Below are 19,536 nucleotides of genomic sequence, written 5' to 3'. Positions count from 1 at the left end.
CTTCTTGTGCGTTCCTTTGCGTTATAAAAATCTAACCTATGCCACTTTCCCGCTTTGTCACGTATAGCCCCGCTTACACTGTTGTCCCTACCTACGAATGTTTTAATCGCTGTACTTACTGCAACTTTCGCATTGAGCCAGGTAAAAGTCCCTGGCTGACTCTACAAGACGCAGAAAAAATATTAAACCGGTTACAAAGTCAAGAAGTTTGTGAAATTTTAATTTTAAGCGGTGAAGTACATCCCCAATCCTCACGTCGAGAGTCTTGGTTTCAGTTGATTTATGACTTATGCGATTTAGCATTATCAATGGGGTTTTTGCCTCATACCAATGCAGGCCCATTGAGCTTTGCGGAAATGGCTAAGTTAAAAGAAGTTAATGTTTCGATGGGGTTAATGTTGGAACAATTAACGTCGCAACTTTTGCAGACTGTTCACAAACACGCGCCAAGTAAAGTTCCACAATTACGGCTGCAACAATTAGAATGGGCGGGAAAGTTGCAAATCCCCTTTACAACAGGGTTGCTTTTAGGGATTGGCGAAAGTTCAACCCATTGGTGGGAAACATTGGATGCGATCGCGCACCTCCATCAAAGCTACAATCACATTCAAGAAGTCATCCTCCAACCTCACAGCCCCGGCGCTCAACAAACCTTCGACGCACCACCTTTTAACCCGCATCAATTACCAGAAGTCATTGCGAAAGCGCGTCAAATTCTGCCAGCAGATATTACCATCCAAATTCCCCCCAATTTAGTTACAGATTCAAGTTGGTTACTCGCTTGTATAGAAGCTGGTGCCAGAGATTTAGGAGGAATTGGGCCAAAAGACGAAGTTAATCCCGATTATCCTCATATTCAGCATCAGGAACTAAGAGACATTCTAGAACCTACGGGTTGGGAATTAGTGCCTAGATTGCCAGTTTATCCTCAGTACGATGATTGGTTGTCGGAGAGGTTAAAGGAAGCTGTTAATCGGTGGCGGAGTGCTAGTTTATTAGAAGAAAGAATGAAATAGAAGCGATTAGATTAACGCCCACATGACGAATCCGAAAAAACTTAAACGAAAAACATACTCCAATGAGTACAGAACTTTTAAAAAGCTACAAAGAAGCAATCATCAGGCTCGAAAAAATTCTAGACATCAAACCTGACAAAGACGAAGCCTGGTACAATCAGGGCAATGCGCTGTTTAACTTGGGACGTTTTGAAGAAGCGATCGCTAGCTACCACAAAGCTCTAGAAATTAGAAATGATGCTTACGATGCCTGGTACAATCAGGGCATTGTGCTGGTAAAGTTAGGACGAATTGACGAAGCAATTGTCAGTTGGGACAAAGCTCTGGAAATTCAACCAGACTTCTATGAAGCCTGGTACAACCGGGGAATTGCCCTAAGTGAGTTAGGACGAATTGACGAAGCAATTGTCAGTTGGGACAAAGCTCTGGAAATTCAACCAGACTTTAGCGAAGCCTGGTATCACAGAGGTATTGCACTATTTGACTTAGAACGCTTGGAAGATGCTTTTGCGAGTTTCAACAAAGCCATCCAGTTCAACCCTAATGATTACTGGAGCTGGTATAGCCGAGGTGTCATTTTTGCTAACCTCGGTAGCTATGAGGAAGCAATTGCCAGCTTCAACAAAGCTCTAGAAATTCAGCCTGACCATGACTGGAGTTGGGGTAGCCGAGGTGTGGCTTTGACTAACCTCGGTAGCTATGAGGAAGCAATTGCCAGCTTCAACAAAGCTCTAGAAATCCAACCAGATAGTTTTGAAGATTGGTATAACTTGGGTAGTGTTTTATATCGATTAGGTCGATATAAAGAGGTAATTGTTAGTTACGACAAAGCTATACAAATAAAATCTGACGCTCAAGAAGTCTGGTACAACCGGGGCAATACACTCCTAAAATTGGGACACTTAGACGAAGCGCTTGGCAGCTATGATAAAGCCTTGAATGTTCAACCCAACCTTTACCTAACTTGGCAATACCGAGGCGTTATACTGTTAAAATTGCGGCGCTTAGATGAAGCGATATCTAGCTTTGATAAAGTCCTAGAATTAAAATCTGACTATCCCGACGCTTATTATAACAAGGCTTGCTGTTATGCCTTACAGGGTAATATTGAGCAAGCAATTGAGAACTTGCAACAAGCCATTAACTTGAGTCCTGATAAATACCTGGATATCGCCAGAAATGACTCAGATTTTGACGGCATTCGAGATGATGAGCGTTTTAAGGCTTTGATTCAGAAAGGAAGTAATAGGAAAGAAGAGGCACTGCAAGCTGCTTTACTTAAAAAAGCAGAACTGGAAGAATATGAATGGCTGAAAGCAGTTGTCAGAAATCCAGCTTTTGATTTTTTGAAAGACCCAGAAGAAGACATCTATACTTTAGCTGACGGCGAACCCTTCCATGACCCAGAATGGGCGAAAACTGTAGCCAGTGACCCAAATTATGGTTTTATAACAGACCCAGAAGAAGACATCTACACTTTAGCTGACGGCGAACCATTCTATGACGAAAGGTAAAATTTTTCTAGCACCTTTTCCTTATGATGATTTATCGACTAATAAGGTGCGTCCAGCCGTTTGCTTAACTAACCCAGTAGGAGCTAAAAGGCACATCATCTTAGCTTATATTACCAGTCGTATTCCATCTAGCTTACTGGAAACAGATATCCTGTTAGATAGCGCCCATCCCGATTTTGGTGCTTCAGGGTTGCGCGTACCATCGACTATCAGATTGCATCAAATGGTAACAGTTTCTACAACCGTAATCCAGCGAAAATTGGGTGAATTGTCATCTGATACGCAGGTGAAAATTGCTGAAAAGCTGTGCAAGCTGCTGAGTGACTGATTGCGCGATCGCATCCTCACTCACCTCACAAACGCGATCGCGCACTCCACCAACCCAGGCATAACATTTAAAATTTGTCTTTATAATTATTTTCGATGAGAAATGCTACAAATTGACAATTTTAAAGGATATAGTATTTTATGAAGTATTTAGTAGGGTTATTAGTTTTTTCAGCTATAGGTTATTTTTTGATTGTAGATACAACGAATTTTTATATACAATTAAAAATAAATAATCAGCGTAATCAATTAATAGTAGATTTTGGTAGGCTTTTGATTTTAGGAGCAATAGCAGGAATTGGATATAAGGTTGCCTCAGAAACTTTTCAACAACCTAATGATTGGATAGTATTTTTAGTCAAGGGCATAAGCGGAGCTTTCGTAATACGTCTAGTTCGTGCAATCGTCTAGGTTTTTTGCATTATTAGTAGATTGGCTAACCAAATTAATGGTTGAATCAGTAGATAAGCGCGATCGCATTCTCACTCACCGCAAAGCGCGATCGCATCCGCACCCATCCTCTACTTCGCATCCCTTAACATAACGATCCCAGAGGAAAAACCCATCGTAAAATAGACTAATGTCTTCTGAAGCCAAGTTTACTGGCGTAAAAATACCTATGCGTAGATTAGGGCGCTACGAGCAACCGCTGGGAATTGACTCCGACGACCACGAAATCTGGTACCGTCGTGGCGAAGCGCTGGCTAACTTAGGACGCAACGAAGAAGCGCTGATTTGCTTTGACAAAGCTGTAAAACTGGCCCCAAAAAATCAAGCAGCTTGGACGTTCCGAGGCGTGGTGTTAATTCACCTCAAACGCTATGAAGAAGCGTTAACAAGTTGTGACAAAGCTTTAGAAATTGCACCAGAAGATAAAGAAGCTTGGATGTTTCGAGGCGCAGCGCTACATGGGTTGGGGCGTTACAAACAAGCTTACGCCAGCTATGACAAAGTCTTGGGAATCAAAAAGACATCCCTTTGGCAAAGACTAATTCAGAAAGTGGGTAATTGGTAATCGGGAATGGGTATTTTCCCCTCTCCCTTGTAGCAGGAAATTAGTAAAATAAATTTATAGAATTCAGGAGCCAGGTTATCTGGCACAAAACGCCTATCGAAACCATCTACGGTAATCTTCAAGGTTTAAAGTCCAGCCAGCTGAAGCAGCTAGAGAAACTTTATCATCAGCGGCTACCAGGCGATCACATTACGACAGCGGAATTCGCCCAGCGGTTGGCAGCAATTAGCACCGAAATCAATCAGCCTGTATCCGTCTACATTAATCGCCGGGGACAGGTGATTCGCGTCGGAGTGGGAACCCCCAGACAAACGCAGATTCCCGCTCTAGAATTGCCTCGTTACGGTGCAGAACGACTCAGTGGTATTCGCTGCATATCTACTCAACTGAAATCAGAAGCACCGAGTGAAGCTGCATTGACCGCAATGGCAATGCAACGGCTAGACGTGCTGGCAGTGCTATCGCTGACTGGGGGAGGGTTTGAGCGACGCGGTGGGGGAGCCACAGGTTACATCAAAGAAACTTATCTAGCTCACCTAGTTCCTCATCCGGAAGCAATTTGGAATCTGTCGCCACCGATGAGCCTGGATGCGCTGAGTAACCAGGATTTTCTGGAACTGGTGGATGGACTAGAAGCCGAGTTTCAGCGAGAATTTGTTGCCAAGCAAGTAGACAGCGATCGCGATCGCGTCCTTCTGGTGGGGTTGATGACTCAAGACATGACACCCCTGCAATTCCAAGATGGATTGGAAGAATTAGCGCGGTTGGTGGACACCGCTGGGGGGCAAGTGTTGGAAACAATGCAGCAAAAACGTCCCCGTCCCCATCCTCAGACCGTGGTTGGGGAAGGTAAGGTGCAAGAAATTGCCCTGACTGCACAAACACTGGGAGTTAACCTGATCGTCTTTGACCGCGACCTCTCACCCGCGCAAGTCCGCAATCTGGAAACTCAGACTGGTATCCGCGTGGTAGACCGGACTGAGGTGATTTTGGATATTTTTGCCCAACGCGCTCAGTCTGGTGCTGGTAAGTTGCAGGTAGAATTGGCGCAAATGGAATATATGCTGCCGCGCCTGACTGGTCGCGGTCAAGCGATGTCTCGACTCGGTGGCGGTATCGGTACTAGGGGGCCTGGTGAAACCAAGTTAGAAACTGAGCGCCGGGGAATTCAGCGTCGCATTGCCAGACTGCAACAGCAAGTGAACCAGCTGCAAGCGCACCGTTCCCGCTTACGTTTACAACGGCAACATCAGGATGTTCCTTCAATTGCCTTAGTTGGATATACCAATGCTGGTAAATCTACGTTGCTGAATGTGCTAACTAATGCTGAAGTTTACACAGCAGACCAGTTGTTTGCAACTCTAGACCCGACTACGCGGCGTTTAGTCATACCCGATGCGGTGACAGACGAGGCGCAGCAGATTGTGATTACAGACACAGTGGGATTTATTCACGAGTTACCGCCTTCCTTGATGGATGCTTTCCGTGCCACATTGGAAGAGGTGACAGAAGCGGATGCGCTGCTTCATGTGGTGGATTTGTCTCATCCAGCTTGGCAAAGCCAGATTCGTTCTGTGATGGCGATTTTGTCAGAAATGCCAGTAACGCCGGGGCCATCGTTGATTGTTTTTAACAAGATGGATCAAGTGGATGGCGATACTCTGGTACTGGCAAAAGAGGAGTTTCCCCAAGGGGTGTTTATTTCCGCAAGCGATCGCCTGGGTTTAGAAACTCTGCGTCACCGCATCAGCCAACTGGTTCACTATGCGATCGCGCCCGGCTAAGCCGCTGGGTTCTCATGCAAAAAATACTTAACAATAGCCCCCCTTTTTTAGGGGGGTTTGGGGTATCAAATGCTTAGCCTTAAGAAAATAAAATGGGATTAAACGCCCTCTTAAGTTAAACCTTAATCACTGGTTGCATAATAAGTGTATTGCTTGCCATCCCAATAGAATAATCTACTGGATGATGCTGCTTTGGAGAGAGAAATCCCCTCTCCTTGTTTCCAAGACGAGGGAATCGAGGCATTATATTTAGCAGCCTCAGCTCTTGGAATAACTTCCCAAACATCATCAGCACCAAGCTCTTTGTTGATTAAAATAACTTCTTTGGTTCCACCATGAAAAATTGCCATCGCCAGATTAAAAAACTGTGTTTCACCTTGAGGCTTTTTCTCTGCGAGCATTAGAGCAATATCTATTTTATTATCTCCGTTAAAGTCACCCCGCAAATATAGCTGTCGGATATCTCTAAAATGAATATTATAAGTTTTGTTTAATCCCTTATCAAAAAAGGACTTCCTAACCCAATAAGGAATATTTACATACCTAATATGTGCAATAAATGACTTCTGATCTTTAACAGCATCATTATCTTCAGGTGTTATAGGGTTGTAAGTTATATCACGCGCAGCTTCTTGTTCATTGCTTTCGCCTTTCTTATCTGTATTTTCTTTCTCCGTCACAACAGGTTGCTCGGCAACATTCAAAGAAGCGGGGGATTCCACTGGGGCTTTAGAGAGATTATCTGAAGAACAACTACTAGCAAGTCCTAGTAAAAGGTAAATTACTATTACTTGAATTAATTTGAAATTTTTCATGATATTCATACCAATCATTTAAGGATGTGAACAAGTTAGTAAAAACGCCTGACGACCAAAGTCGCAACCGCATAAACAAAGACCGCCTTCGCGGTCTTTGAAATTAGGGGAATGGTATTAATCTACCGATAATTTAGGTTGCTTTCCGGTTAAAACCCAGGAAATTTGTCTTTTGGATGGAGAAATTTTCTTGCTTGTTTCAGCATCGCGCACCTGGAAATGTAGATGAGGGCCAGTGCTGTGTCCGGTGTTACCAGTACCGCCGACAATTGACCCAGCATCTACCTTAATCTTGGGGCCATTTGCGATCGCTTTACACCAAGCTAAGTGCAGAGCGTCAAACTTCCTTGACGGGAAACTGGGAGTTGTCATCGTCGCTACCAATCCTCCGCCTTTGATGTCTTCCCAACATTTCAAAGTTGTCTTAGTTCCAAGTTTGCCAATAGCGTAGATGTTGGTGTTCCTGGGAGTTGCCAAGTCTACGCCACCATGAAAATGCGATCGCCCACTAATCGGATTAATCCGCTTTCCGTAACGGGATGTCACTCTGTATCCTGCAACTTTATCCCCAATTTTGGGTGTCTTTCTCAGATTGGGTGGATCATCAGTAACCGACTCAGTAATAATGGGTTGAGTTGGTACGATGCTGACTTGCTCTGTTATTGGTTCAAAGTCTAACCCTACGGGATCAGGTAATGGTGATCCTGGCTCTGACTTGTCTCGGCTTTCGGGTAGGCTTTGAGTAGACTTCCCGGTGTCAGGAACGGTGAAATCTAGCTGATTCTCATCGGAAACAGGAGCGTCTGTAGGGATTGGAGATTGGGAAAACGTCTCCTGTGCGCCTGTGCGCCTACGCGCCTGGGTATCGCTTTCTACTTGTTGCGCGATCGCTCCAATGTTGCTTTTTAAGGCTTTCCTTACTATCCCGACTCGTCGTCCTTGATCGAGGGCAATGCAACTCCAGCGCCAAGATTCTGAGTAAGGTCTATATCCGCGCAGTTTGTTCTTATAATAAGACTCTCTGACACAGATGCCAAATAGTCCACTTGCATCTAGCTTTCCGGCTGGATTGCGAAATGCTTCGACTCGCGCATTAACTAAAGCTTTCTTCCCCGTGAGTCCTTTTTTCAAAGCTTTCTGGTACGCACGAGCGAATCTGGGGCCGGCGGAGTTGGATTGATTCCACAAATCAGTTCCGTTGACTAAAGCATGGTAGTCAATCTTTGGGTCGATACCTACACGGAAAAGCGATCGCTCTGTCTTAGCTGATTGACGTTGTAGTGCCTTTAGACAACGCCGATCGGCTTGTTGTACAGTTAGATTCTTGGCGCGGTTCCAGCTGCAAAAGCCTCTATTTACAACGTGGTTGCCTGGATCTGTATGACCAGAATACAGTGATGTGGCTTTTCCAGAAGGGGTGAGGTTGCCTTCTGCTGCTCCCACTGCGATACTTCCTGGGGATTTCCGATTGGCAAATAGTACGGCGGCGGAAGTTGAGAATCGCTGCTTTTTAGTGTCAGTTTTGACTGATGGCTTCTCAGGTTTTGGGATAACTTTCGGTGAAGGCGCAGCAGGTTCCACCTCGAATTTTAGCTCGACAGGATCGGGAGGAGATGGGTTAGCACGGCTCTCAAAAAGCGACCCTTTCTCTGAAATTCCTGTTTTACTAAGGTTTTGTGGTGCAGAAAACAGGTTAGTTGAATTCTCTCCCACCCGGTTAGGGCTATGGGAAAGAGCCTCTTGGCTGGATGCAGTCGGGGTAGGTTCAGGAGTGGCAAGCACAACATTTGCATCTGGATCAGAAAAATCCAACAAAACTTCATCGGCTAGAGCCGATTGGCTTCCCAGCACCAGCATTAGAAAACTGGCAATAATTTTGATGAGCTTAAGTTTCATGGTTTTGTCCTTTGGTCGTAAAAACGGCGAACGACTAAAGTCAAGGGCGAACAAAGTCTGGGTACTTTTAGGATGGCTGTAACATTTTTTCGATAATCTTTTTGGAAGGCTCAACTATCGCCCAGCGACCATCAGGTTGCTTAGTAAGCAGAGCCAAGCGCAATTCGTCGCCAGTACCGAGGGCTTGACCAGCACGCCGAAATCCAAAATGTTGCTGGTTTAGTCCGCACAGTCGAAACAGGTAAACGGGCATCTCCTCGCTAGAGAAAATTACGCAATTTGGTTTGTACGGCTGCACCCGACCATCAAACGGCGCATAGATAGCATCGCCGTTCAAGGCAAGTGAGATGTCACCAAGACCGCCCAGCACCTGACGACCCGCCACCACATCCCCCGGTTGCAGTTCCCACTTCTGGGACAGCTGGATGTCTCTGGGGGATTCTGTCATTGAGGCTGGGGTACAGCCAAAAGCTGTCAGTAGCACTATCGAGAATGCGATCGCCCTTTCGTCTTTAAGGACGTTTAAAACCATATCCCACATAGGTTTCTCCTTCATAAAGAACGACTAGCGATGTTTGCGGATCAAACGCCAAAGGGTGAATTTCGCGCTCGGTTTTGGCTCCTGCTCGAATGCTCACATTCGGCAAGCGGCAATAAGGCTCTTTGACGATTTGTTGCACGTTGCGCCGAGAGCTGCGCTCAGGTACTGTTAAGAGTCGTGCTAATTGCGATCGCGATAGCGTCGCCTTCGGCTTTACAATTTCTGTGCAGGCGGTGGTGCTACGTACTGATTGCCGTTCCTTAAGTGCCGAGGTCGGATTGAAAGGCAAGTTGAGAGTGGCTAATAGGTAGCCACTGGTTAACAGACAGCAACCTGCCAGCAGATATTGCAGCACGAGAGACGGGGCTTTAAACTCCTTCATCATCTTCTTTACCTCCTTGATGGCTCATTGTTGGGTAATACAGGACTTTGGCAGGCTGGCTGCTCTTAGAAAGATGTGGTTTATTTAGTTTTTTGGAAGAATATTTATTTGGAATGCGATCGCTTCGCCTCGGACTCCGTACTACGCTGTTCCTGCCAATTACTTACAATAAATCTAGGCAGTAATCCCTAGTTGATACAATCGGGAATATCGCTTTAAAGAGATTAGGATCAGTTACACCCGATGAAAGCGAGTGCTATTTGCTTGTACGTGAAAGCTTTTTCAAAAGGCTGACAAACGGTTAAGCTGTAGGGTTTGCAGCCGTTGTGTCAGTAAATATAGCGTTTCTGGGCTGGGTGGAATATATCGCGGTTGTTTTGTTTTCGCCACCTTGGTAGGGACATGGCAATGCCATGCCCTTACAGATGTATCGCACCCAACCCTTGAATTGCTATAAGGCCTGAGTAAAATCAAATAAGCTGAGTACCCATTTACCATTCTCGCTTTTTGTCGAAGTAGGGTTTCCTTTGCTTTCTTCCTCTCACCACAGGCGATACACTTAACGTGTCTTTGACTGCAACTCCTTGACTACAGTGTACTACTATTTTTAGTACATTTGTACTAATATTTTAGCGTGATAACCGCACCAAAAAAGGCAAACGAAAAAAAATGGTTGCCCCTTCCAGTCAGAGGCTGGGAACGAGGATAATCTCTGAGACCGCTTGAGCGGATCGGAGTCGCGGGTGAGGGTGGACAAAGTTCCTCAAAGCTCAAAAATCTTGAATTCCTGCAAACTGCGAACTCCAGCAGCATAGGTGAGGTTATATTGCAAGGGCGTTACGGTAATGTAGTTTTTCCGAATTGCCTGCACATCGGTTTCTATGTGACTGGGTAAAAGCGGATCTTCAGGTTGTTCAACTTCTTCCAAAGCTTCACCAGCTAACCAATAGTAAGTTTTGCCGCGTGGATCTACCCGCTTTTGAAAAATATCAAAATAGCGACGAATCCCTTGACGAGTCAGGGCGACACCCGCAACATCTTCCCATTTCACAGGTGGCACATTGACGTTGAGTAACATCGCCTCTGGTAGCGGCTGCAAGCTTAACTTATCCATGAGGATTTTGGCAAATTTGGCAGCGGTTTGAAACTCCCTTGAGGTGTAACTCGTCAGACTAAAAGCGATGCTGGGAATTCCCTCTATTACGCCTTCCATCGCCGCTGAAACTGTGCCTGAGTATAAGACATCAGTGCCAAGGTTAGAGCCGTGGTTAATCCCAGATAAGACAAAATCGGGGGGTGCATCGAGCAAAGCACCTAGCGCCAGTTTTACGCAGTCCGAGGGAGTTCCCGAACAAGACCAGGCTTTGACTGTGGGGTGAAAAATCGACTCGACGACTTCAGCGCGGATGGGGTCGTGCAAGGTAAGACCGTGACCAGTGGCAGACCGTTCCCGGTCGGGGCATACTACGGTGACATCGTGTCCGGCTTCGGCGAGGGTATTGGCGAGATTGCGAATGCCCAAGGCGAAGATGCCATCATCGTTGCTGATTAACAGTTTCATTAACTTACTACAGGAGGAGTCAAATTCTATTTTGCACCGCAGCTTGTAATAGATGAATGCAGATGAATGAGTCAAATCGCGTTAAACTCAAGCAAAGATGCCAAACTGAAGACTGTCTGTAGAAAATGACCACTACGCTTTCGGAGCTTGAGGCTCAACTAGCCGCGCTTAAACAGGATGCGACGAATGCGATCGCTGCTGCTTCTACTCTTGCACAACTAGAGGAACTTCGAGTCGGCTACCTGGGTAAGAAAGGGCAGCTGTCCAAAGTATTAGGGGGTTTGGGTAAATTAGACGCAAGCGATCGCCCCCGGATTGGTGCTTTAGCAAACGAAGTCAAAGAAGCGCTGCAAAATGACCTGGATCGCAAGCGGACAAACTTGCAGGAAGCCCAAATCCAAGCCGCATTGGAATCGGAAACCCTGGATGTCACTATGCCAGGAGTTTACCGCCCCCTCGGTCGCAAGCACCCGCTCAACAGTACAATTGACCGCATTGTAGATATCTTCGTTGGTCTTGGCTACACCGTCGCCCAAGGGCCGGAGATGGAGACAGACTACTACAATTTTGAGGCGCTGAACACCCCGGCAGACCACCCTGCCCGCGATATGCAGGATACCTTCTACCTGCCGGATGGCAATCTGCTGCGGACGCATACTTCTTCGGTGCAGATTCGCTACATGGAAGAAAATGAGCCGCCAATCAGGATTGTGGCACCAGGACGCTGTTACCGACGAGATACGGTAGATGCGACCCATTCGGCCGTCTTCCACCAAGTAGAAATTTTGGCAGTTGATCAGGGGCTAACTTTTACAGACCTTAAAGGCACTATTAAGGTGTTTTTAGAGGAGATGTTTGGTGCTGAGTTACCGATTCGTTTCCGGGGCAGTTATTTCCCATTCACCGAACCTTCGGCGGAAGTCGATGTGCAATGGCAGGGACGCTGGTTAGAAGTAATGGGCTGCGGTATGGTTGACCCCAATGTGCTGAAGAAGGTGGGTTACGATCCAGAAGTTTATACTGGGTTTGCCGCTGGTTTCGGTGCTGAGCGTTTCGCAATGGTGCTGCATCAAATTGATGATGTGCGTCGGATGTACAGCAGCGATTTGCGCTTTTTGCGGCAGTTTTAAGAAATTTGGTAGTAGGTGGTAGGAAGGATAAAACTTACAGTTCTAAGTAATTTTCTCCTTACCTCCTAACCTCTATCTCCTATTTTCTATCACCTTTTTATTCCTTAGAAGGAGAATATTCTAAATAGCTTACTGACTTGGTATTTTCCCGGATGACTTGAGGTAACTGTGTTAAAAAGAGTTAAGTCGCTGTAGTTACAGTAGCGATCGCTTTTCGGTAAACTACCTAAAGAAGTATTCTTTAAATGCGGTTGAATCCAAACGTGGGGAAAAATTTGGCTCTAGTACCGCTAGTGACAAGTATTGTCTGCCTTGGAGCTTGTACAAATCAGCCAACGGATAAGCAGCTGGAGTCCTGGCGAACTGAAGCGATCGCTCTCAACGCCCAGATGGTGAAAGCCAATACCAAAACTTCACCGGAGGAGTGGAATCTGGTTATTGAGGGGCAAATGGCCAAGGGCAAAGCGGTGACATTGAGCTGGCAACAGCTACAGGCATTGGCAAGAAATCATGTAAAAACTACAGAGCCTCATGCCGTACTCAACCAAGAGGAGATTTTCGACTTTCGGGGCATCCGTGTATCTACACTATTGAAAAAGTTAGCGATCGCGTCGGATATTACAGATATTACTTTTGTCTGCTTTGACGGCTACCAAGCGACAATCAGCTTGAAGGATTTGCTTGCCTACCCGATTACTTTAGCGATCGCTAAAAATGGCAAACCAATTCCCCGCGATCAAGGCGGCCCTATTTATTTAGTCATTCCGCATACGCAATACCCTAATTTGAAAAAAAAGTATAACGAACTATCCTGGGCGTTTTACGTTACCCACATGATAATTGGTACTGAACCAGTAAAATTACGTGTAGGAACGCGCGAACTAGACTTAGCCGCTCTTGATAAACTTCCCCAAGTTACAATTTTGGAAAATGTCGGCTACAGAATGGGTTGGCCCAACGGCGAAGTCAAACTTCACGGGGTGCGTGTACGCGATGTTCTAGCCTTCGCAGGTATCCATCTGCCCGCCAATGGGGAAATTGTAGTTCGCGGGAAGGCACCAATTTACCATGACCCCTCCAATCCAGTCCGCTTGGCAGCAACCGATTTGCGCGAGTGTGAGATTCTGGTGGCGACCAGATGGGGAAATGACAAAGAACCGATCCCCGCAAAAATGGGGGGGCCATTGACGCTGGCTTTTAGTTCTGAGTGTCAAGCAGGGGCGGGGTTTTCGCGCCCTTTGAATAGACAGCGATGGGTGACTTTCTTAGAAGGTTTTTATCCCTAATAGGAATTAATACCGAACTATGGCTACCCCATAAGGTAAAACTTTGATAGATGTTAACTAGATTGTACCGAGCAAATAGTAATCCTAATTCATTTATGAAATTCTCTTTTTACCCTTTATGGAGCCTGCTGAATTGGCGGAAACTATTTTCTACAAAAGGTAGCTTTTACCCATTAAATCGGGCTGCTACAGTTTCTCAACCATTAGATGTATTTGTACAGCGTTTCTCGGTTGGATGGATATATCGCGGTTCTGATGTTCATGCTGCCTTGGTAAGGGCATGGCAATGCCATGCCCCTACAGATGTATTACACCCAACCCTTGAATTGCTATACATAATCTCTAATAGGTTCATGGCAATATAAATTATCCTATCAATCAAACGAAAGCTTTGAAATATAATCTAAGTAAGAATTTTTCTCCCCCAATGTATAATGTTAACTTTTACTTTGCTGATAGTAGCCTTCGACATAGAAACAATAAAATACTGAGTTATACTATACAAAAAAAAATCAAAATTTCAATTTCTTTTAAGGATTACCGATGAGCAAACCATTAGATGAAACCCTCTCAAAAGAACTTTCCGAGCGCATTAAAAGCAAAGCAAAAGATCCCTTTAATAATGCTTACAAAGCGGCATTATTAACTGAAGGATGTATGTATGTACAAGGATTTTTAGTTGGGGATGGGAAGCCATACAGGCCGATTGAGCATAGTTGGATTGAGCTTGAGACTTGTATTGTCGATCCCACACTGCCACACCTCAATAAAAATGCAGAACAATTTTTCTACTTTCCGGCACAACATTTAACTGTGAAGAAACTTGTTGCAGCAGTAGAAGAAGCTAAAGAAGATTATCCAGATGATGAGCCACTGCCTGTTTATGATGCTTTACCACATGAGTATTACGGAAATTTAATTATGGGCAGTAAAAAGTATTCAGAAGCGTATAAAGAGGCTGAAGCTAAATGCAGGGAGTTGAATAAACCTAAAAAAGAAACTGATTCAACAAGTTAACTTACCTAAGCATAGCAAGCCTCATTCTTCTATAAAGAAGAGCTTAGGCAGCATAGGTAATAGGTTGTAATTCGTAGGAAAAAAGAGCCTACCTACAAACGGAAAAAAGCTTCACAACCCTGCAAAGACTGCTATAGATAATTAGAAGCAACCTATTACCTAAACCAAGTCCCAACTCTTGCTCAGATTGCCAAATGACGCTAGTTGTATTTAAACCAAAACAGAATGTTATAAATAAAGCCGGATGAAAGTTTTTGCTTTCCGCTCAATCCACACCCAATTTATGACCGCCACGACGCTGTTGATCGTCGGACTGGTTGGCTCCATAGTCTGGATTTGGGCGAATACCGAGAGTAACCTCTACCGTCAGCAGCAGCAGAGTCAAGCAAAGTCCTTAGTTAAGCTGTCAGCTTATGCTTTGGGTAACGAACTCTCTGAAGAAAATTGGGGTCAAATCCGCGTGGATCTGGATTTATTGATGAGGGAAAATCAGGATTTTTTATACATTCTTGTTTCTGATGCCCGGAAAAAAAATCAGATTCTTGCCTCGTCGCCCAGCGATTTCCAAAACCAGTATATTCCAGATATTGTTCCAGTAGAGGTGACGAATGCGGCGCTAAAATCACGGCAGTCTCATGCTGTAGAAACATTTGTTCTGCGGGATATCAAGTTCTTGGGGCGTGTGCGAGCGAAGCGTGGCGAACGATTTATAGAAGTAAGTTCGGACATCAAACTGGTATCGGGTGAAACAATTGGCACTTTGCGGATCGGGATGTCCTCACAGCAAATTAACCGTGCTGTTGTCTATGCAATAAATCAGGCTGTGTTAGTGGGTTTTGTGGGACTCGCCGTTAGTTTAGTGTGTGCCTATATTCTGGCAAAGCGGTTGAGCGATCCGGTGCAGCGTTTGCAGGTGAGTGCTGCCAGAATTGCCGCTGGAGATTTACAGCATCGTGCGGAAATTAACTTGTCAGATGAAATCGGAGATTTAGCAAAGTCTTTTAACGAGATGTCGGCAGCGTTGCAAGCATCGTTTAGTAAGTTGCACAAGACTTTGGAATCGTTTGAGCGGTTCGTGCCGGATAAATTTCTTTCAGTTATTGCACCAGAGGGAATTGAAAATATTCAGGTGGGTGTATCGGCGACGCGAACTATGACGATTTTGTTTTGCGATATCCGAAATTACAGTTCAATGGCGGAACAAATGACACCATTCGAGACGTTTTCGTTTTTGAATGATTTCTTGGAATGTATGGGATGGCCGATTGAGAAAAGTGGCGGCTTTATTGACAAATATATTGGCGATGCGATCATGGCATTGTTCGATGATGAAGCAACTGATTGCGCTCTGCGTGCAGCAATTTTAATGCAGGGGACACTGTCTCTTTTTAATGAGGAGCGAATAGAAAAAGGTTTGCCTGCGATCGCAGTCGGTATCGGCATCCATCGCGGTGAGGTGGTGATGGGTACGGTGGGATTTAACTCGCGCATTGACTCTACTGTGGTTGGCGATGTGGTGAATTTAGCCTCTCGCGTTGAGGGTTTAACTAAGCAGTATGACTGTCAGATTTTGGTAACAGAGTCAGTGGTAAATAGTTTGTACCACCCAGAAACCTTCTCGTTGCGATTGGTAGATAAGTCAGTGAAGGTGAAGGGTAAAGAGGAAGCGATCGCTATTTACGAACCAAGCTATAAGCAATTAAAAGTTTAAAATATAAATTCCCCTACTCAACTAAATAAGAAAATTATTTCTGGGCAAAATGTTCTAACAACAGCCGGTGAACAAAAATATAACCGCCGCCAACCTTTTGTAAAAAAATGCGCTTAGTGGCATAGTCGAGAAAACGGGCATAATTCCAAGGAATAGAACCACTGCAATATAGAATAACTCTCAAGACAAAGTGTTTAACGCAAGCTTCCCCGCCACCTGCTGCTACCCCAAACGATAAACCAAAAATTCCCCAATACCAAGCAGACCAACGCAATATATTAGCCGCTATTCCTAACACAATCAAGCCAATTAAACCAAAAACGACAGCATTTTTGCCAGACTGCCGAATCCCTTGATTAGGAACCGTCCGTATTTGAATGCTAGGAGCAGTTAAACCACTAATTAAACCATAAATTAGCCCCATACTTAGCCCAAAAACTATGCCGCGAGTCCAAGAATATAGCTGTAAACTTATAAACTGAGGATAAAAAATCTTCCAATGCAGCGGGTTAAAAATTATGTGATAAGTGAGTTTGACAATCAGCCCCAAAATCGAGCCAAAAATTATCCCCCGAATCAGACTATCAATACCTTTTTTCCATGACCATTTGAGATTTTCAACAGTTTTGATGCGAGAGACACCAAAAATAAACCAAAAAACTAACCCACTCGAAATTAGCAGCAAAATCATTTTACTGGTAGGTAGAAGTAGTTCGCCTATTGTTGCAGCCAAAAGGATAAAAGTAAGCCAAATACTAATCGCATAAATTAATTTTTGTCTTTTTTTCTGTAGCCAATTTGGTTGTAGTCGTTCTATTAAGAATACAGTTTGCGACTGCTGAGAGAGTCTTTGCGCCAGCCAACTCAGCCAGCGGATTGATTGCTCTTTTGAATATTTATTATTAATGCCTCGACGCTCAAACATTCTATCAATATACTTATCAAATAGGTGTTGGCGGCGTTCTTCCAAGTTCATTCCTGGCAATTCTGTAATTGACATTCCTTGATAAGCGAAAGTCATAATACTGAGCATCAGAGGTGACTTGGCTAATTCTTGCAGCGTGGTATCTGCTTCCAGCGCTGTGTTCACTGCGTCAAGTTCTGAACCTGCATTCTTCAGATATTGATGAATTTGCTCTAGAGTTAGTGGTTGAATGAAGACTGCACCTTGAAATCTCAGGCGGTTTGATAATAGTTCGTAATCTTTGATTCGGCTACAAACTACTATTTCGGTTTCTCCGTATTCTTGACAGAATTTATTAATCGCCTCTACACAGTTTTCTCGCAGTTTAGTGCTAACTTCATCTAACCCATCTAGTAGCAAAATTAATTGTTGATTTTTAATCCAGGCTTTGCCAATCTCTTTGGAAACTTGATATTTCGTGTTGAGTTCTCGAACTAGCCAATCAGCAATTTTTATCTTCTCCTTTGTCCAAGCAGAGAGGTTAAATATTACCGGAATTGGCTGATTGGTGTCTTGTTCAGCACTTGCAATTAAATCGCGGGTAAGTTCTAGTAACGTTGTTGTTTTGCCTGAACCTGGAGAGCCTAAAATTAAAAGCGATCGCCCGATTCCCATTTGTTGGAATAAATCGCTAATTCTGATATTATTAGATAGAGTTTCTCGGGCTTGATCGGGAGTTTCCCAGACCATACCCCAAGGACGATCTAAAGCATCAAGGCGTTTTTCTAAACCTAGCTCAATTAATGCTTTACCGTGTAAGGAAGTTTCTAAAACACCTTTAACCCAGTAATTTTTTACCTTGTTAAGTAATATCTGGCGGTTGCGATATCCTTGTTGGCTGTAGGTGATTTTAGGCGCTGGTGCTTTTTGACTAATAGTAGGAATAGAAACGGGTGCGGTTTCTATATCTGCCGGGTTAATCGTTTCCTTCTCAGAAGGCGGGATGGTTATTGGAAGTTTTGGCAGAACCCGATCTTGAGAGTGCAAAGCTGCTAACATTGCTTTAGCGGTCGGATAGCGATCGCGTGGATGGTAGCAAATCGCTTTATCTAAAATTGGTGCAATTTGGCTCCCTAAAGCATCGGTGCGCCAATTCATTTCCCCCGTCTCCAGATTTGTCTGCAAATCTTGCGGACGTTTCCCGGTAAGCAGATAAATCGCCGTCAATCCTAAACTATATAAATCACTAGAATATACTGGTTTACCTGCCGCTTGTTCTGAAGGCATAAAACCCAACGTACCGACGGCAATTGAGTTAGTAATTTCCCCTTTGGCATCCACGACAGTATTCATCATTTCTTTAGCGATACCAAAATCAATTAAAACGGGTTTGCCATCCCTTTCTCGCCAAATAATATTGCTGGGTTTAATATCTCTGTGGATAATTCCTTTAGAGTGGATATAGTCTAAAACTGGCAAAATATTTACCAGCATTTCCTTAACTAAATTTTCACTGAAAATTCCCTGCTGTTGTAATTTTTGATTCAGGGTGACACCTTCAACCCATTCCTGAACTAAATAAAATTGCTCGTTTTCCGCAAAGTAGGCATATAGCCGGGGAATTTGCTGGTTACACTCACCCAGTTCTTCTAAAATTGCCGCTTCCCTACCAAATCGTTCAAGAACGATTTGATAAACTTGGGGGTTGTTGGTGACGGGTTTGAGTTGCTTAATGACACAAGTACGACGGGAAGGCATATGCGTGTCTTCCGCCAGAAAGGTTTCGCCAAAACCGCCTGTTCCCAACGCCTGGATGATGCGATAGCGATTGTTCAATAGCGTCGGAGTCATCTGGTTTCACGCTGCTGGTCGTTATCTTAATACAAGAATCATAGCTGAGCGCGACTACAGATTAGTTGTGGAGGATGCGCGAGGGAGTTAACGTACTTCAAGATACTGCCTCAACAGGCGTTGCAATGTTTTCTAACTTACAGATTGCTTTTAGAACTTGCAGCAATTGGATTGAAGGTTCAGAGTCAATCAAGTTCAGTGCTGGTAATAGTTGATAGGTTGGGGAAATTCCTTGCTGTAGATACGCGAAACGATAATCCATTCCATTCGTTGTCAACCCCCAAACTGATTCTTGATACTCCAGACTTTTATAAGCATAAGCGAGCAATTGAGGTAAACCCTCTAATGCGTTAATACTACTATTTTTTGTCTCAATCACCAAAATCCAGAAAAGTGTATCTGTTGTTGTTTGAGTTTTATTTATTGCTAAAATATCCATCCGTCCTTTGATGATGGTTTCTTCATCTTCGATGGAAATATCAGCAATCCCTTCTTCTAGGGTTATCTTAATACTAGGCTGATAGAACCCAGCCAACCACATCAGCCGAGCGACGAATAAGAACTTAACTTGCCCCTCGGAAATTTTCCCCTCTGCGTAGTAATCACGAAATAAATTGCAAATTTGTAGGATTTCCTGGTGTTCAAATTCTGTTAAAGGTTCCAGCGTCAGTAATAGACCTCTTGCAAAAGTCGATGCTGAGGTAATATGGGGTCTAAACAAAGGCGCTCGCAAAAAACGGGTGAGCGATCACGCAGTCTGATTCATAAGAATATCTGATGAAATAC

Annotated in this window: 18 protein-coding genes; 11 read left to right on the top strand and 7 right to left on the bottom strand. The window is 44.3% G+C overall.

Features of this window, described 5'->3' with window-relative positions:
* Positions 1–38: 38 nt before the first annotated feature.
* From cofG to hflX, 6 genes are all read left to right on the top strand, one after another.
* Positions 39–1,016, top strand: coding sequence for a 7,8-didemethyl-8-hydroxy-5-deazariboflavin synthase subunit CofG (gene cofG, locus NDI42_RS20165; protein WP_190456077.1), 978 nt, complete (start codon positions 39–41; stop codon positions 1,014–1,016).
* 62 nt (positions 1,017–1,078) lie between these two features.
* A complete protein-coding gene (locus tag NDI42_RS20160; protein ID WP_190456076.1) occupies positions 1,079–2,530 on the top strand; it encodes a tetratricopeptide repeat protein in 1,452 nt (483 codons plus the stop codon).
* Positions 2,517–2,858, top strand: a complete 342-nt coding sequence (locus NDI42_RS20155) for a type II toxin-antitoxin system PemK/MazF family toxin (protein ID WP_190456073.1) — start codon at positions 2,517–2,519, stop codon at positions 2,856–2,858. Before NDI42_RS20160 ends, NDI42_RS20155 begins: the two co-directional genes overlap by 14 nt.
* A 140-nt stretch (positions 2,859–2,998) precedes the next feature.
* Positions 2,999–3,268: a hypothetical protein gene (locus NDI42_RS20150; RefSeq protein WP_190456072.1), complete on the top strand. Its 270-nt coding sequence runs from the start codon at positions 2,999–3,001 to the stop codon at positions 3,266–3,268.
* A gap of 169 nt (positions 3,269–3,437) precedes the next feature.
* The gene (locus NDI42_RS20145; RefSeq protein ID WP_190456071.1) at positions 3,438–3,872 is read left to right on the top strand and encodes a tetratricopeptide repeat protein; all 435 of its coding nucleotides are present in this window, start codon (positions 3,438–3,440) and stop codon (positions 3,870–3,872) included.
* Between the two features lie 95 nt (positions 3,873–3,967).
* Complete coding sequence (hflX, locus tag NDI42_RS20140) at positions 3,968–5,656, top strand: GTPase HflX (RefSeq protein WP_190456110.1); 1,689 nt, start codon at positions 3,968–3,970, stop codon at positions 5,654–5,656.
* Between the two features lie 122 nt (positions 5,657–5,778).
* Here the strand turns inward: hflX and NDI42_RS20135 are convergent, their stop codons facing one another.
* The 5 genes from NDI42_RS20135 to surE all read right to left on the bottom strand — a co-directional run bounded on the left by NDI42_RS20135 (position 5,779) and on the right by surE (position 10,851).
* Positions 5,779–6,471: a hypothetical protein gene (locus NDI42_RS20135; RefSeq protein WP_190456068.1), complete on the bottom strand. Its 693-nt coding sequence runs from the start codon at positions 6,469–6,471 to the stop codon at positions 5,779–5,781.
* Between the two features lie 117 nt (positions 6,472–6,588).
* Positions 6,589–8,367: a M23 family metallopeptidase gene (locus tag NDI42_RS20130; protein WP_190456063.1), complete on the bottom strand. Its 1,779-nt coding sequence runs from the start codon at positions 8,365–8,367 to the stop codon at positions 6,589–6,591.
* 67 nt (positions 8,368–8,434) lie between these two features.
* A complete protein-coding gene (locus tag NDI42_RS20125; RefSeq protein ID WP_348231462.1) occupies positions 8,435–8,908 on the bottom strand; it encodes a hypothetical protein in 474 nt (157 codons plus the stop codon).
* Positions 8,880–9,293: a hypothetical protein gene (locus tag NDI42_RS20120; protein WP_190456059.1), complete on the bottom strand. Its 414-nt coding sequence runs from the start codon at positions 9,291–9,293 to the stop codon at positions 8,880–8,882. Before NDI42_RS20120 ends, NDI42_RS20125 begins: the two co-directional genes overlap by 29 nt.
* 760 nt (positions 9,294–10,053) lie before the next feature.
* Positions 10,054–10,851 (bottom strand): 5'/3'-nucleotidase SurE, encoded by a 798-nt coding sequence (surE, locus tag NDI42_RS20115; protein WP_190456057.1) that lies wholly within the window; start codon positions 10,849–10,851, stop codon positions 10,054–10,056.
* 125 nt (positions 10,852–10,976) lie between these two features.
* Between surE and pheS the strand changes: the two genes are divergently transcribed.
* From pheS to NDI42_RS20090, 5 genes are all read left to right on the top strand, one after another.
* Positions 10,977–11,981 carry a phenylalanine--tRNA ligase subunit alpha gene (pheS, locus tag NDI42_RS20110; protein ID WP_190456055.1) on the top strand — a complete coding sequence of 335 codons (1,005 nt, stop codon included), beginning with the start codon at positions 10,977–10,979 and terminating at the stop codon, positions 11,979–11,981.
* Positions 11,982–12,226: 245 nt separating this feature from the next.
* The gene (locus tag NDI42_RS20105; protein WP_190456054.1) at positions 12,227–13,267 is read left to right on the top strand and encodes a molybdopterin-dependent oxidoreductase; all 1,041 of its coding nucleotides are present in this window, start codon (positions 12,227–12,229) and stop codon (positions 13,265–13,267) included.
* A gap of 95 nt (positions 13,268–13,362) precedes the next feature.
* Entirely contained in the window at positions 13,363–13,632 is a 270-nt protein-coding gene (locus NDI42_RS20100; RefSeq protein ID WP_348231461.1) for a hypothetical protein, read from the top strand.
* Between the two features lie 178 nt (positions 13,633–13,810).
* Positions 13,811–14,284: a hypothetical protein gene (locus NDI42_RS20095; protein ID WP_190422285.1), complete on the top strand. Its 474-nt coding sequence runs from the start codon at positions 13,811–13,813 to the stop codon at positions 14,282–14,284.
* Between the two features lie 244 nt (positions 14,285–14,528).
* On the top strand, positions 14,529–15,995 hold the full coding sequence (locus NDI42_RS20090) for an adenylate/guanylate cyclase domain-containing protein (protein WP_190456052.1): 1,467 nt from the start codon (positions 14,529–14,531) through the stop codon (positions 15,993–15,995).
* 34 nt (positions 15,996–16,029) lie between these two features.
* Here NDI42_RS20090 and NDI42_RS20085 read toward each other — a convergent pair whose 3' ends face one another.
* Positions 16,030–18,750 (bottom strand): protein kinase domain-containing protein, encoded by a 2,721-nt coding sequence (locus tag NDI42_RS20085; RefSeq protein WP_190456050.1) that lies wholly within the window; start codon positions 18,748–18,750, stop codon positions 16,030–16,032.
* A 97-nt stretch (positions 18,751–18,847) separates the two neighbouring features.
* A complete protein-coding gene (locus NDI42_RS20080) occupies positions 18,848–19,471 on the bottom strand; it encodes a restriction endonuclease subunit R (protein WP_190456048.1) in 624 nt (207 codons plus the stop codon).
* Positions 19,472–19,536: the final 65 nt, after the last annotated feature.

Source organism: Funiculus sociatus GB2-C1, assembly GCF_039962115.1.
Taxonomy (GTDB): domain Bacteria; phylum Cyanobacteriota; class Cyanobacteriia; order Cyanobacteriales; family FACHB-T130; genus Funiculus; species Funiculus sociatus.
The sequence above is the reverse complement of the archived record's forward strand: the minus strand, read 5'-3'. Positions and strand labels throughout refer to the sequence as shown.